The sequence below is a fragment of the Leucobacter viscericola genome (assembly GCF_011299575.1).
GTDB classification, from domain to species: Bacteria; Actinomycetota; Actinomycetes; order Actinomycetales; family Microbacteriaceae; genus Leucobacter; species Leucobacter viscericola.
Window position 1 is genome coordinate 2,523,479 of sequence record NZ_CP049863.1, and the last position, 15,046, is coordinate 2,538,524.

At 59.7% G+C, this 15,046-nt stretch carries 11 protein-coding genes; 7 read left to right on the plus strand and 4 right to left on the minus strand.

Translation table 11 applies throughout. The features are described from left to right. Positions 1 to 16 precede the first annotated feature (16 nt). The 4 genes from G7068_RS11045 to G7068_RS11060 all read right to left on the minus strand — a co-directional run bounded on the left by G7068_RS11045 (position 17) and on the right by G7068_RS11060 (position 3,230). On the minus strand, positions 17 to 643 hold the full coding sequence (locus tag G7068_RS11045) for a response regulator (protein ID WP_166292015.1): 627 nt from the start codon (positions 641 to 643) through the stop codon (positions 17 to 19). A 4-nt stretch (positions 644 to 647) separates the two neighbouring features. Continuing rightward, a complete protein-coding gene (locus tag G7068_RS11050) occupies positions 648 to 1,205 on the minus strand; it encodes a sensor histidine kinase (protein ID WP_166292016.1) in 558 nt (185 codons plus the stop codon). After that, positions 1,178 to 1,855 (minus strand): hypothetical protein, encoded by a 678-nt coding sequence (locus G7068_RS11055; RefSeq protein WP_166292017.1) that lies wholly within the window; start codon positions 1,853 to 1,855, stop codon positions 1,178 to 1,180. Before G7068_RS11055 ends, G7068_RS11050 begins: the two co-directional genes overlap by 28 nt. Positions 1,856 to 1,922: 67 nt before the next feature. Further along, the gene (locus tag G7068_RS11060; protein WP_166292018.1) at positions 1,923 to 3,230 is read right to left on the minus strand and encodes an NHL repeat-containing protein; all 1,308 of its coding nucleotides are present in this window, start codon (positions 3,228 to 3,230) and stop codon (positions 1,923 to 1,925) included. Positions 3,231 to 3,445: 215 nt separating this feature from the next. On the opposite strand from G7068_RS11060, the gene G7068_RS11065 reads away from it, so the two are divergent. The 7 genes from G7068_RS11065 (at position 3,446) to G7068_RS11095 (ending at position 15,033) form a co-directional block, all read left to right on the plus strand. Further along, positions 3,446 to 4,852 (plus strand): PucR family transcriptional regulator, encoded by a 1,407-nt coding sequence (locus tag G7068_RS11065; RefSeq protein ID WP_166292019.1) that lies wholly within the window; start codon positions 3,446 to 3,448, stop codon positions 4,850 to 4,852. A 406-nt stretch (positions 4,853 to 5,258) separates the two neighbouring features. Beyond that, entirely contained in the window at positions 5,259 to 7,568 is a 2,310-nt protein-coding gene (locus G7068_RS11070; RefSeq protein ID WP_166292020.1) for an RCC1 domain-containing protein, read from the plus strand. A gap of 7 nt (positions 7,569 to 7,575) precedes the next feature. Then, the gene (locus G7068_RS11075) at positions 7,576 to 10,053 is read left to right on the plus strand and encodes a putative Ig domain-containing protein (protein WP_166292021.1); all 2,478 of its coding nucleotides are present in this window, start codon (positions 7,576 to 7,578) and stop codon (positions 10,051 to 10,053) included. A gap of 365 nt (positions 10,054 to 10,418) precedes the next feature. Next, positions 10,419 to 11,825, plus strand: a complete 1,407-nt coding sequence (locus G7068_RS11080; RefSeq protein WP_244304464.1) for an NAD(P)/FAD-dependent oxidoreductase — start codon at positions 10,419 to 10,421, stop codon at positions 11,823 to 11,825. Between the two features lie 252 nt (positions 11,826 to 12,077). After that, positions 12,078 to 13,208, plus strand: coding sequence for an ABC transporter substrate-binding protein (locus G7068_RS11085; RefSeq protein WP_166292022.1), 1,131 nt, complete (start codon positions 12,078 to 12,080; stop codon positions 13,206 to 13,208). A 74-nt stretch (positions 13,209 to 13,282) separates the two neighbouring features. Further along, a complete protein-coding gene (locus G7068_RS11090) occupies positions 13,283 to 14,221 on the plus strand; it encodes an ABC transporter permease (RefSeq protein WP_244304466.1) in 939 nt (312 codons plus the stop codon). Then, positions 14,218 to 15,033, plus strand: a complete 816-nt coding sequence (locus G7068_RS11095) for an ABC transporter permease (protein ID WP_166292023.1) — start codon at positions 14,218 to 14,220, stop codon at positions 15,031 to 15,033. The genes G7068_RS11090 and G7068_RS11095 overlap by 4 nt, the downstream gene beginning before the upstream one ends. Positions 15,034 to 15,046 lie beyond the last annotated feature (13 nt).

Here is a 15,046-nt window from a genome sequence, read left to right on the forward strand (position 1 = left end):
CCTGCCCGCAAGCGCCTTAGATCCGAATTAGACCCTGCTTCACCGCCGCAGCCACGGCGGCCTGCCGATTCTCGGTGCCGAGTTTGGTCGAGGCGTGATGCAGGTGGGTCTTGACGGTGGCCTCACTCACCACGAGCTCACGAGCGAGTTCTCGGTTCGAGAGACCCTTCGCGGCGAGCGTCAGCACTTCAAGCTCGCGGCTCGTCAGCGTTTCTTGGGGTCGATCCCCGCGCCGCCGCAGTCGCTCCGCAATGTTCTCCGGCATCACGTCGCTGCCGCGCGCGGCCGAACGAATCGCCTGAAAAAGCTCGGCGGGACGGCTGTCTTTCACCAGGTAGCCGGCCGCACCAGCCTCCACCGCCCGCACAATATCGGCGTCGGAATCGTAGGCCGTGAAAATGATGACCTTCACGGCTTCGTGAGCGCGCCGGATCGCGGCGGTCACCTCGATTCCGCCGGGCTTGTCGGGCCCGAGGTCGAGGTCCACGAGCGCCACATCAATGGGTTGGGCATTCAAGCGAGTCGCGGCCTCCTCGAGCGACCCCGCCTCGGCAACCACCTCAAAGTCTGACTGTGTATCGAGCAGAGTTCGCACCCCGTGTCGAAGCACCGGGTGATCGTCAACGAGCAGGATCCTCACCATCTACTTACCCCTCCACTGTTCCCGCGAGCGGCACGATCGCGGCCACCACTGTGCCATGCCCCGGTTGTGATTCGACTGACAGCTCGCCCCCGAGGTTGGTTGTTCGCCAGCGCATGGCGCGGATCCCGAACCCGCCTGAACCCTCAGCGGTAATAGGCGACTCAGGATCAAACCCCACTCCGTCGTCAGCAATGTCGACCCCTACGGCATCGGGAAAGAAGTTGAGGGTCACCCGAACGACGGTGGCGTCCGCGTGTTTTGCCGCGTTGATCAGTGCCTCCCGCGTAATACGCTGGAGCGCGTGACTGATCGGGTCTGGCACCGGCTGCGCCGATCCCGAAATCGCGAATGTCGCCCCCGCCGCCTCGGCCTGCTCCCGCAGCGTTTCCGTGAGTGAGTTTGTCGCGTCACGTGGAAGTGCGAGCCCCTGCAGCAGCTGACGTGTCTCAACCAGTGAATCGCGCAGTGCCTCGCGCGCCGCAACCACGGCACTCGACGGCGCACCATCGTTGAGTTCATCTGATTCGAGCAGGATCAGCGCACCCGCTGTTCGCTGCACCACCGTGTCGTGTAGTTCGCTCGCGACGCGGCCCCGCTCCGCGATCGCACCGGCTTCCCGCTCAGATCGGGCGAGCTGAGACCGTGTCTCGACAAGCTCCGAGATGAGTTGCTGCTGGTCAGCGAGCGCCCGGTCGAGGCTTGAGTAGGCATAGGCGAGAACCATGCCCCAAAGAAGGGGCCGAGCACGAGGCCCAGATCCTGCCCCTGCGACATGATCAGCAGCCCAAGGCTCACCGCAACAACGATTGCGCCCGAGAGAATGATGGCGACCCGGCCGCTGAGCACGCGGTGCACGGCGAAGAACAGCGCGAATGCGCACCAGGCAAAGGAGGGTGCGAGAATCGTGAGAGGCAGCCAGAACGCGGTCGCGAGCAGCAGGCCGATGCCCTGCCGAGACCTCACGGCGCTGAGATGACGGTTCGCGGCGGTCACGCGACGCCTGCGCCCGATCACCCCCACCGCGTAGCTGAGCCCGGCACAGATGGCGAGCGCGAGGATCAGCGGACCATTCCCACTAAACGGGTGATACGCAAAGTACCGCACCCCGCAGACCAGCAACAGCACACCAAAGCCGATGTCGACCGCAAGATCCATTGCCCGCAGCAGATCCCGCCGCCGCGGCATATCGAGAGCGTCAGAGGTTCGTGTCACGTGGGATTCCTTGGATCGCGCGGTAGCGCCTTACTCGAATGCCTTGAGGCTACTACACACGAGGTGCCTACTCGTCAGGATTCCAGGGCGGCAACAGCACCTGCGTTGAGTCCTGCTCATTTATTGTGATGTAGCCGCCTTCAACGGCCACTCCAAAGTAGTTGCCCGACGTGGACCATTCGAATACGAGATTTCCGTTGAGATCGTAGATAAACACTTTAGGAACCTCGTATTTTCCAGGGTAGAGAAACATGGTGCCCTCTTTGCTTACCGCTTTCATGTCGGCGTGGGCATCTGAGGCCTGGTTGTAAGACGCGGGAGGAGTCCCCTCGCGCTGTGAGCCGTCATAGAGTTTCGAGTTCTTGTCGAGTTTGCCTTTTCTTGTGAATATCTCTGGCGAATTGCCCGTACTGAAAAACATTGCAGGAGTGCCTGAAGCGTCCACGGCAAACACTCCCTCACCCTTGATGCGATCGGCGGTGGAAAACGTCACCCCAGCGTCTGGGGAGGGAGTCATGCCAATGAAGCCCGTGTGGTAATTCGCATCTTTGAACCGATGCGTTTCAGTGCCTTCCAGGTCGTAGAAGACGATGTCGTAGCCCCCACTTTTCACTTGACGCTCGAGCAGAGAGAAGCCGTCGTTTGTCCAGGAAGGTTCACCGTTGCTGTATTTCATTGAGACAGTGTCGTCACCCGTTGCTCCGTCAATAACGGTGAAGTTGCCCTTGCTATCTGAGTTGCTCATGCCGAGGTGTCCGTCTTTGAGAACAACTACCGAAGTCGCACGCCCTCGGCTCAAGTATCTTGTCCAGAGGATACGGTCCGTGCCAACTCCGATGACGCGTTCATCGTCCGCGAGAAAAACTGGAATACCGTCTACCTCTGTGAGCTGTTTTAGTCGGAAGAGGTGATCATCTGTAAGTGGCAACTTGCTCTTTAGCTCGCCTGTGCTCGCGTCGGCGAGCTGCCATGTACTTTCGTCTTTTGTCGTAGATGTCTTCACGAGTACGGAGTCGCCATAGACCGCATCCTCACCGCAATCCATGTCTGTGAGTTCCCAAATGATTCCGGCTCCGGTCGAGGGCGCGAGCGAATGAGCTTGCACGCGGCTTCTGAAACCGGGACCCCTGACCGCCTCAACAATTAAGTGATCCTTAGTGATGCCGCACACCTTATTCGTCGTGGAGTAAACGGCGTCGACCCCTTCGGCGTAGGCCTCACTGAACCAGCGGCCGGAGTCACCAATCGGCTCGAGCTTCACATCGGAGACGGCTGCGGGTTCCTGCGGAACACCTGAAGGAGCGCAGCCGGTGAGGGCTGCGCCGACTATGGCGAGCGCTGTGAGGGAAGCAGGCATCGTCTTTTTGATTGTCAAACTGGATTCTCCATAATCTGGCGTGGTGTCGCTATGTTTCCCACTTCGATGAACAGTGCGAGCGCAATATCGAGGGTATCGAATGGCACGCCTCTGAAGCAGCTTGGGCAGCGCCATCGCTTAATGCCGTCAACAGTATCCCGGTACTGTGGAGATGACTATCGGTGAGTGCCTGAGTCGAATTTGGGAGTGCATACAGCGTGGATGAAGCCTCAATGACCATCGGTGACCTTGTCGCGATCGAGACGCTGCGCACGCGCGTTCTGTCAGGCGCAAGCGGCATCGATCGGCGAGTGTCGTGGGCGCACAGCTGTGAGCTCGAGGAACCCTGGCTGTGGGTCGGCCGCGATGAACTGCTGATGACCGTGGGTTTTTGTGTGCCGAAGGACACCGCCGGGCAAGTCCATTTTGTACGCGAGCTTGTTGCGGCGGGGATCGCGGGCGCCACGATTGGCGGTCGTGACGAAGACCTGGTGCTGAGCCCCGAGATGCACGCTGAGGCCGATCGCCTCGAGTTTCCATTGCTGCGCACAGAACCCGCGGTGCCGTGGTCCGCGATCTCTCAGCACGTTGCCGCCGCGGCGAGCAGCACTCAAACCTCGCACGTGCTGACACTGGCGCGGCTGTACGAGGTCGCCGCCGCGGCGAACAGCCCTCAAGGCTTTGTTGACGAGCTGGCGCGATTGTTGGGAGTTCAGATCGCGGTCATCGACCGTGAAACCGGGTTGAGTCTGCTTGAATCAGCGAGCCTTGTTGTGAGCGATTCCGAAGAGACAAGGATCCGCAGCCATCAGTTTTCCCAGCGCCATCGGGCGACGCTCGAGATCGGTGAGCGCACGCAAGAGGGCCTGAACTCTATGGTGCTGGTGCATCTAAAGCGGGTGATCGAGGTCGAGGTTGATCGGATGCTGCTCGACGCAGAGGCAGAGGCTAAAGCTCAGGATCTGGCTCTGAAGCACCTGCTCACCGACGGCGACAGCCGTGATGCCGAGACCGTGCTGGGTGAGGGCTCGATTCAATCGGGTTGCCGATTGGTGGCGTTCTCTGAGGGAATGGTCGAGGGGGTGGCGCGTCTCGCGTCGATTCGAAGCATCCGCGTGCTCGTCGGCCATGGAAATGAGCGTGGGATCGCGCTCGTGCCGAGCGAGGGGCTCGATCAAATGCGCGGGCTGCTGCGAGACCTCGGCACTGCAGCTGGGATCTCTCACTCTATTGGGAGCTGGGGTGACTCCCGAGGGGCCGTCGTGGAGGCCGTGAGCGCCCTCGCCGACACGCACAATGTAGCTGGGGCGTGGGTCGAGTTTGCTGCGGCTCGGGTGGGGCTTTTGGCTCGGAGCGAGCGGGAATCCAGGGAGATTATTCGCGAGGTGCTTGGTCCGCTCTCCGAGGTCAGCGACCGGGCGGCAACGCTCCGGGAGACACTTTTCAGCTACCTGCGCAATGACCGCAGCTGGGCTCGCAGCGCCGACGAGATGGGCGTGCACCGGCAGACCCTCGCGTATCGGCTGCGGCAAGCCGAGGCACTGACGGGTCGAAGCGCCTCGCGAAGCGAAGACATCTCGGCGCTGTGGATCGCGATGCAGGCCTGGGAACGGTTCGGCCCGGATCCTGCGCTCGAGTAATGCAGCCGGCGCGAAATGCGCAGGGCGGAAAAGCTAGTCAGAGCGCTAACCCGCTGCGACAGCGAACTCTTTCAGCTCGGACCACGATCAAGAGATTCCAGGCTTATCCCGGCCGGTGCGTCACCAAGCCTGTCCATCTGGACACGCACTCAATTGCCAAGTACTACTGACTGGAAGTTCAAGCGGGTACGGCAAGCCTCGCGTTAACACCGTAAAGCACGCAACAAACTACTGAATCACAGTCGTAATGGTACCCGTTTCCACCATAGCCCCACTAAAGACCACTTATCGTTTCGTTAAGTAAAACGACAATCAGGCACACAGGTGCCTGAAGAACTTTGGGGGCGAATATCAATTGGTGAAGTGTAAAAAAACACTCGCGACATTTCTTATTTCGGCATTCTTATTGAGCGGCGCCACTGCCGCTCACGCTACTCCGCAGCCGGCTGAGCCGCTCACACCAAACTCTGGGCCGGTTGAGGGTGGAACTGCCGTTGAGCTGAACGTAGATCGGGCTACCGAGGAGATCGTTGCCGCAAGTGGCAGCTACGGTTTTGAGGCGCTGCTCGCAAACGGAAAGGTTCTAAGCTGGGGCGACAACAGCAGTGGGCAGGCTGGTGTCGGTAACAAGAATCCGCTGCCGACGGACCAGAACTCCTACGCGGTCTTCCCGGAAGGTGTGAAGATTGCCCAGCTGGGTAATACAGGTTTTAGCAGCGTCGCGCTTGACTCGGACGGACAGCTGTGGACCTGGGGTCGAAGCAGTGCTGGTGAGCTTGGACTCGGCACGGGAGTTCCTGACCAGACGCTACCTCGGAAGCTTACTGTGGCGGGCGACCCAACTTTTGTCTCGATCGTGGCCGAGGGGCAGACAGCCTACGCGATCACCGATGATGGCAAGCTATACGGTTGGGGCGTCACAAAGGGAGCTTGGGCCAGTGACAAAAACGAAGCGGTTCCAACACTCATTCCGTTTCCGACGAGCTCTCCAGTCACCAAGGTAAGCGCGAGTTCGACGCACGCCCTCGCAAGCACCGCCGACGGAAACGTTTACGGCTGGGGTGCAAGCATCTACGGACAGATTCTTGGCGCGCCAACGGTTCCAACCGTTTACACTCCAACTTTGGTTCCCATGGCAGCTGGCGCTCCCGATGGTGCTACCTGGACCGGCGACATTGTGGCCGGAAACAACTTTAGCTATACCAAGGCAAGCGACGGTAAGTGGTACTCGCGCGGCAATAACGAGGGCAACCTCAATGGTGGGTATCTCGGCTCCAGTTGCGCCACGACCATGTGCCAGCCTCTCGGATATGCGATTGAGTTTCCTGAGGGCGTAGACATTGTTGATGTCAAGCCGGGAGTGGCGCTCGATGCAACGGGCCGTGTCTATACCTGGGGCCTGGGAAGTAATGGACGTCTTGGCAACGGAACCACAAGTGGCAAAGAAATGACTCCGATCCTGGTTGAGGGACTGCCTCCCATAAAGAAGATCTCGACGTCACTTGGTGCGTCCCCCCTTGCGATTTCTGAGGGGAACGAGCTTTGGGGCTGGGGTACCCAGCAGGTGGATGGTAGCTTTGTGTTTCCCTCGACACCGAAGTTGCTGGCTGACTACGACGCGCCTCTCATTACCGGTGTTGATTTCGACGGTGCAGCTGCAACGATTACGGCGGCCGCAACACGTGCCGCATCAGTGACTGCGCCCGCACACGCTGCCGGTGCGGTTGACGTGACGGTTACATGGTCTGACGGCTTCACAACAACACTGCCCGGTGCGTACACGTACATCCCGAAGGTGGTGCAGATCGCGCCGTCTATCACGACCGAAAGCATCACTTCAGCTCAGCTTGGGAATGCTTACAACGCACAAATCGTGGCAACTGGCACACCCGTTCCCACCTTGTCCATCACAGATGGTGCTTTGCCGAAGGGCTTGACCATGGATGCGGCGGGCAATATTACCGGCACGCCTCAGCAGAAGGGCACCTTCACCTTTACGGTGACCGCGACAAATGAGGTTAAGCCGGATGCGGTGAAGAGTTTCACGCTTGCGGTGGCTGTTCAGGATATTGACCCGCCTGTTCCGCCGAAGCAGTGCACCTTGCCGCGTAAGGTTCCGGTGTTTGCGGATACCCCGCTGTCGCACAAGTTCTATAAAGAGATCGACTGGATGGAGTGCATGAAGTACTCCACCGGTTGGCGCCAGCCCGTTGGTAAGCCGCTCTACAAGCCGCAGGACAATCTGGAGCGTCAGGCTATGGCAGCGTTCATCTTCCGTATGGAAGCCCCGAAGGGGTACAAGGCGCCGAAGGTGTCTCCGTTTGCTGATGTGAAGCCTGGGGATTCGTTCTACACCGAGATGGCGTGGATGTACGAGAAGGGTTACTCAACCGGTTGGGCTGAGCCGTCGGGGAAGCCGACGTATCGTCCGCACGAGCCGCTGTCTCGTGAAGCGATGGCCGCGTTTATTTATCGTTTGGAAGCATCGAAGGATGCTGCCGCGAAGAACTACAAGGCGCCGAAGGTGTCAAAGCTGGCTGATATGAAGCCGGGGATGAAGTTCTACAAGGAGATCTCGTGGATGTACGACACGAAGCTCTCGACCGGTAACAAGGTGGGCAACACGAAAGAGTACTGGCCGAAGGACGACCTCAGCCGTCAGGCGATGGCCGCGTTCATCTACCGACTCGTCACTGACTACCGCGCGAAGAAGTAATGCAAAAATGAACAAACATCTACGACAGGGGATCGTGGCCGCATTTGCGGCCACGGCCCTGTTGCTGGGAACAGCTCTGCCCGCTCAGGCGGAAACGCAACAGCAACTTGAGAATCTTCCGCTTGGTCACAATGACCTCGCTTTTCCCAGCGCAGGCATCTCTGCCCCACAAGAAGGCCGCCTGGCAGCCTCTGACCGAGCCGCATTGCCTGAAGACAACGAGGTAGTGCAAATCCCTGATCCCGTACTGCGTGCAAAGATCGGAATCCAGCTCGGCACTACGATTACGCGCGGGACAATGCGTCAACTCCAATCGCTGTCAGTATCAAACTCAGGAATCACTGACCTCACCGGACTTGAGTACGCGTCGAATCTGGCAATTGTGGATCTGAGCCGGAACCCGATCACATCAATCGAGCCTTTGCGTGGACTTGCCCGTATGGCCCAGCTTGACGTGAGTCGAACAAAGATCAGCAATATTGACGCAGTCTCAACGATGCCAAAGATCAACTATTTGCAGGTCAACTGGACCGACGTTTCAGACCTCACGCCTGTGAGCGGTAAGGCAGAACTGTGGCGTATTGAACTTGCAGCTACGAAGGTGTCGAGCCTAGAACCGCTCAGGGATGATGCCGGCCTTCAAGAGGTTTACTTCCAAGAAACGTTGGTCAGTGATATTCACCCGCTCGCAAGCCTCAGACAACTCAGAGTTCTATCTGCGCCCGACACCGATATCAGTGATCTGAGTCCTATCGCTGGGCTTCCGGAACTCACGCTGCTCAACGTGAATAGTGCGAAGGTGTCGGATCTCTCGATGCTTGATACCTGGCCAAGATTGCGGACGGTTGGTTTCGAAGAGCAGCGCGTCATGGGGGTGCCAGCCGTGGCCTCTGTGACCGAGTCGACATACCGTCGGCCAGTATCAACGACCGATCCCTTCAAGATGCTCCCCGGAGTGGTGCTCACAACAACCGCCGACGCAACCACGGCTTCTGATGGAATCACGATGTGGTCGCCTCTCCCCGCAAACAACGAACTCAAAGCGAAAGTTGTGGGAGATCCGGGGCCGGGTTCGGGTGCAACGTATTCGGCGAACATCACATATACGTTGAGTCGAGCCGACATTACAAACACGCCTCGAAAAGCTGCGGTGAATAAGCCCTATAGTTTCCAGTTCAGCGTTACGGACGGTTTTATTGAGGGACCGTTCGAAATGGTGAGCGGCGGGGTTCCCGGTCTGACTCTCAGCAACACTGGAGAGCTCAGAGGGACGCCCACGCAACAGGGCATCTTTCCCATGGTGATCACGCGCACCGACGCTTACGGAAATGTGATCACGCGATCATTCAACCTCGTTGTGGGGGATAAAGCCGATCTGGTGACAGTGAGCTTTGATTCCGCGGGTGGAACGGATATTGCCCCGGTTGAGGTTGAGTACGGCGACGTTGTTTCTGCGCCGGGGAAGCCTGTGCGCGACGGATACGAGTTCGGAGAGTGGACCCTCAACGGTGTGCCCTACGATTTTTCAATGCCCGTAAGCTCAAGCATGACCTTGGTTGCGAGTTGGGACGTCGTGGCTCCGCCAAAACCGGTGCCACCGACGATCAAGCCCGATTCGCTGCCAGCTGGCATGGTTGGGAAAGCCTACTCGGCAACGATCACGGCCTCGGGTGACGGCAAACCAACACTCGAAATAACTGCTGGTGCTCTGCCTACAGGTCTGAAGTTTGATGCCAAGACCGGCAAGATTTCGGGTACGCCCACGAAAGCCGGAATCTTCAGGTTCACTGTCACATCGAATAATTCCGGCGCAATCGCGACGAAGAATTACGCAATTGCGGTGACAATCGAGACACTTACTGACCTGCCGTGTATGGAGCCGCGTAAGGTTCCGGTGTTTGCGGATACCCCGCTGTCGCACAAGTTCTATAAAGAGATCGACTGGATGGAGTGCATGAAGTACTCCACCGGTTGGCGCCAGCCCGCAGGCAAGCCGCTGTACAAGCCGCAGGACAATCTGGAGCGTCAGGCGATGGCCGCGTTCATTTACAGGATGGAAGCCCCTAAGGGCTATGTGGCCCCCGCAGTGTCTCCGTTTGCTGATGTGAAGCCGACCGACTCTTTCTATAAGGAGATGGCGTGGATGTACGAGATGAAGTACTCGACGGGGTGGGCTGAGCCGTCGGGTAAGCCGACATATCGTCCGCACGAGCCGCTGTCTCGTGAAGCGATGGCCGCGTTTATTTATCGTTTGGAAGCATCGAAGGATGCTGCCGCGAAGAACTACAAGGCTCCTGCGAAGTCGCCGATGGCCGACATGAAGCCGGGGATGAAGTTCTACAAGGAGATCTCGTGGATGTACGATACGAAGCTCTCGACCGGTAACAAGGTCGGCGATACCAAGGAGTACTGGCCGAAGGATGACCTCAGCCGTCAGGCGATGGCCGCGTTCATCTACCGACTCGTCACTGAATATCGCAAGTAGAAAACTAAAAACAGCCAGAGGCGAATAATCGTCTTCTGAGAACTTCTCGCGTCAGAACGACGTGAGAATCCCTCGGTCGCTCTGGTCGGTGTCCCAAACTCTCAACGCTCCTCCCCGGAGTTGAGAAGGATGCCGGCCGGAGCGACTTTTTATGGGCACCAGGAGGAATTCGTTGCAAGCTTTGAGCGCCCTCGGTACGACGGGTTGACGCTTTGAGTCTCAAATGCTCATCCTTCTGGCTAGATCCCGAACCAATTTCATACCTCCGTACAGTCGTGGGGCTCGGTGTGGAGGCGTAGTCTCGATTCGACTGCGCGAGTAACGGTGCCCGCGCGGCTCGGAATCTAAATCTGAGGAGACGAACAGTGGTTGCTGGACCCCGAGTGAGCGACAATTTCATCAACGGAGAGGTGTCGTTCTGGGTGCACGCGGAGGGGCGCCCGAAGCAGCGCCCAGGGTTGCCGGGGAATATTGAGGCAGATGTTGCGATCGTCGGAGCTGGCCTGACCGGTCTCTGGACCGCCTACTACCTGAAAGAAGCTCGGCCCGATCTCAACGTTGTGGTGATCGAGCGCGAGTTCGCGGGGTTTGGAGCCTCAGGTCGCAACGGCGGTTGGATGAGCGCCAAGTCACCCGGTCAGTTTCGTCGTTACGCGAAGTCGGGCGGCCGCGATGCCGCGATTGCGATGGAGCACGAGATGTTTGCCGCGGTGCGCGAGGGAGTTGCCGTCGCGAAAGCCGAGGGTTTCGGCGAGCACGTTGTGCAGGACGGCCTGATCCACGTCGCCACCAATAATGCACAGTGGGATCGGCTGCAGGGCACTATTGCGTCGCTGAAAGACCACGGCTGGGGGCCCGAAGACTACGAGGTGCTCTCGCCCGCCATGCTTGATGAGCGCGTGCGAGTCGCCGATGTTCGTGGCGCCTACTGGAGCCCTCACTGCGCGCGCATCAACCCCGCCGAGTTCACCTTCGGGCTCGCCGCCGCCGTTGAGCGCCGCGGTGTGACGATTTATGAGGGCACCACCGCCACCGCGATTGTCCCGCGCCGTGTCGAGACGAACCGCGGTGTCGTGAGCGCAAAGTATGTGGTGCAGGCGATTGAGGGCTACACACTCTCGCTCAAAGGCCAGTCCCGCCGCTTTCTACCAATGAACAGCAGCATGGTGGTGACCGAGCAGCTGACAGACGCGCAGATGGACGAGATCGGTTGGCACGGCGCCGAGCTGATGGGTGATGTCGCCCACAACTTTGCCTACATCCAGCACACGGCAGACAACCGCATCGCGCTCGGCGGCCGCGGAGTTCCCTACAACTTTGCCTCCAGCTTCGACCGCAGCGGGCGCACGGCCGAGGCCGCGATTGAACAGCTCGGCAACCGGCTCATTGAGCTGTTTCCCGCGCTCGACGGTGTGAAGCTCGAGCACAGCTGGTCTGGGGTGCTTGGTGTGCCGCGCGACTGGTGTGCGGGGGTCAATTTTGATCCGGCAACCGGGATCGCAGACGCCGGAGGCTACGTCGGCCACGGCGTGACGGGCACCAATGTGGCTGGCCGCACGATTCGGGATCTGATCCTCGGCGAAAAGACGGACCTTACGCGCCTGCCCTGGGTCGGCCACACCTCGCGCAACTGGGAGGTTGAACCCCTGCGCTGGACGGCAGCGACGGCGCTCTACGCGGTCTACCGCTTTGCCGACCGCGAGGAATACCGCACGGGCACGTCGAAGACTCACGTCTCGGCAAAACTCGCAAACCTGATTAGCGGGCGCTAATACCCCCAGTCGCACCTCAAATTCGGGTGTCACAAATGTGCACTAAACACGGTTTTAGTGCACATTAGTGACACCCGAATTTCGTGATGGCACCCAGCAGGCAATGAGCCCGAGTACCAATCCTCGCCAAAATTCATACTCAAGGCCGTGCTCAGGCTGAGCGCTCGCTGGTTACGCTGAGGCAAGCCAAGGTGCCGGGATCCTCACCCCGCATTCGCTACCGCACACGCTGGAACGTCGAAGGAGACATTCATGAAGATTGCATTCATTAAGACCGCCGCTGTGGTCGCAGCCAGTTCGCTACTGCTCGTCGGGTGCTCCGGCGATACGAAGCCGAGTGAGCCGGTCACGCCAATCTCTAAGCCCGTTGCGGGTGAGGTGGCCGACGGTGTTCTCAAGGGATACTCGGTCACATACGCCGGTGATGGTGGCACGACGCAGGACGCGCAGATGTCGGCGCTCTTCACCCCCTTTGCCGAGACCTCGGGTGTGAAGTTCAACCAGGATTCGCCGCAGACACTCGCGAAGATCCAATCGCAGGTTGAATCCGGCAACATTCAGTGGGACTTCATCTCGTCCTTCGGCGACGCAATTGCTCGCGAGTGCGGCACACTCTTCGAGAAGCTTGATCTCTCGAAGCTCGACACCTCCAACGTTCCCGAGTCGCTCATGGGCGGTACTGAATGTGGCGTGCCCTCCATCGTCTACGGCACGGTGCTCGCTTACGATGCCGACAAGTTCAAGGCGGGCGCCCCGAAGAACTGGGCCGATTTCTTTGACGTGAAGAAGTTCCCCGGAACCCGTGCGATCTACAGCGGCGACGGCAAGATCGACGGATCCACCGTGCAGGCCGCCGCGCTCGCCGCGGGCTGGAACCCCGCCTTCGAAGACTGGTCAAACGACTGGGCCGAGAAGGGCCTCGACAAGATTGACTCGATTAAAGACAGCGTTGTGTTCTACAGCACTGGCGCGCAGGCGCAGCAGATGCTCGAATCGGGCGAGGCCGCCATGGGAAGCGTGTGGAGCGGTCGTGCCCTGGCTGCCGCCAAGAACGGCGCCCCCGTTGAGGTCGCCTGGGATCAGTGGGTGTCGCTCATCGACTACTTCGCCATCGTGAAGGGCACCAAGAATTCAGAGGAAGCGTACTACGCCATTAACTACGCGCTGGGTGCGGATCAGCAGGCCGCCTGGGTTGAGGCCAGCGGATACTCGCCGACCAACGTAAACGCAAAGCCGAAGGTGGACGAACTCACCCAGAGCTACATCCTCACGACTCCGGAACGACAGAAGACCGGTGTTGAGCTTGCGCTCGCTTTCTGGTCAGACAACGACACGGTGACTCCGCTGCAGGATCGCTGGGCCGCCCTGGTCGCTGGCGCCTAATCCGCTTGTGCGTGGGGCCCGGTTCTGGGGCCCCATGCGTCCTTCCGTATTGAGAGAGTGTTGAGGTCATCAACATGGCAAGTGCGCCAGAAACTCGGCAGTTTTCAACGCTGTCGACGCAGGCGATCAGGGTAAATGAGACCGGATCCCAGAAGAAACGGATGAAGCTCGGCAAGGGCGGACCGCTTCTTCTCGCGCTGCTCCCCGCCCTCATCGTGCTGGGTATCTTCTACTTCTACCCGATGCTCACCGTGCTCGTCGCCGCGTTCACCTACCCAGAGGCGGGTCTGCAGAACTTTGAGTGGTTCTTTGGGCAGCCCGTGAACGTCGCGGTGCTCACCCGCACCATCACCACGAGCTTCTGGGTCATGCTGGTCTGCCTCGTGATGGCGTTCCCCTTCGCCTTTTTTATGACGATCGTGAAGCCTGCAACCAGAAACATGCTCATGCTAATTGTGCTGATCCCGTTCTGGACCAGTATGGTCGTGCGCACCTTCGCTTGGGTTGTGCTGCTGCAGGATTCCGGGCCGATTGGGCAGTTCATGAAGCTGTTCGGGGTTGAGCAGCTCGGGATCATGCGCACCCCAACCGCCGTGCTGATTGGCATGGCGCAGGTGCTCCTGCCGTTTGTGGTGCTGCCGATGTACGCGACGATGTCGAAGATCGACACGCGCCTGCTGACCGCTGCGCGCAGTCTCGGTGCGCGACCGGCGAAGGCGTTTGTGTCCGTGTATCTGCCGCTCGCGCTGCCCGGTGTTGCCTCTGGTGCGCTCCTTAGTTTTGTGATGGCGCTCGGGTTCTACATCACCCCGGCGATGCTCGGCAGTTCGCGCGACGCGTTCCTGTCGACGCTGATCCAGGGTCAGGTGCAGGGCCTCGCGCAGTGGGGCTACGGCGCGGTCATCGGATTCGTGCTGTTGTTCGTCACGCTGGTGATCCTCGGCCTCGCCGCCTGGATCGGCAAAAAGACCGGCGGATCAGTGCAAGACATGGTGGGCGGGAGTAAAGCATGAACGAGATCAGGCCCCTAACAAAGTTTCTGCTCGGTGTTGTCGCCACGATCGTTGCGATCTGGCTTGTGGCGCCCATGTTCATCGTGTTCCCGATCTCGTTCTCGGCTGACGCGAGCTTCCAGTTCCCGCCGCGTGAGTGGTCGACGGTCTGGTACGAGTCCTTCTTCACGAAGCCCGCTTGGACGCAGGCGCTCGGCAACTCAGTGCTGATCGGCTTGATTGTGGCGGTTGTCGGCACCTCGCTCGGCACCATCGCCGCGATTGCGATCAACCGTTCGGAGAGCCGCTTCGCGGGGTGGGCCTCGACCGCGATGCTGACCCCGATGATCGTTCCGCCCATCATTGCGGGTGCTGGCATCTACACCTTCTTCTTGAAGACAGGACTCGTTGGCACCATCTTCGGGTTCGTCATGGTGCACGTTGCGCTGGCGTTTCCACTCGTGGTGATCGCGGTGAACGCGAGTCTGTCTGGGTACGATCGCAGTCTTGAGTTGGCGGCAGCGAGCCTCGGGGCAGGGCGCCTGAAGACCTTCTTCACGGTCACCGTGCCGCTCATCGCGCCGGGCGTCGCGGCGGGTGCCGTGTTTGCCTTCGTCACGAGTTTTGACGAGGTGATCGTGTCGCAGTTCATGGTGTCGCCATCGTTGCAGACGCTGCCGATCATGATGTACTCCAGCGTCACGCGCACCACCGATCCCACGATCGCGGCAGCGGCTTCGCTGATCCTCGGCGCCATCATCCTCGCCTTTGTGCTCTTCCAGTTTGTCGTCACCCCGCTGGCGCGCCGCTCGCGCAACCGCACGGCTGCCTAGCCCGCAGCATCAG

Bases quoted from the DNA above. Each gene is read 5' to 3' on its own strand.
- G7068_RS11090 (WP_244304466.1), top strand. From the start codon at position 13,283: ATGGCAAGTGCGCCAGAAACTCGGCAGTTTTCAACGCTGTCGACGCAG.
- G7068_RS11045 (WP_166292015.1), bottom strand. From the start codon at position 643: ATGGTGAGGATCCTGCTCGTTGACGATCACCCGGTGCTTCGACACGGG.
- G7068_RS11065 (WP_166292019.1), top strand. From the start codon at position 3,446: ATGACCATCGGTGACCTTGTCGCGATCGAGACGCTGCGCACGCGCGTT.
- G7068_RS11075 (WP_166292021.1), top strand. From the start codon at position 7,576: ATGAACAAACATCTACGACAGGGGATCGTGGCCGCATTTGCGGCCACG.
- G7068_RS11085 (WP_166292022.1), top strand. From the start codon at position 12,078: ATGAAGATTGCATTCATTAAGACCGCCGCTGTGGTCGCAGCCAGTTCG.
- G7068_RS11095 (WP_166292023.1), top strand. From the start codon at position 14,218: ATGAACGAGATCAGGCCCCTAACAAAGTTTCTGCTCGGTGTTGTCGCC.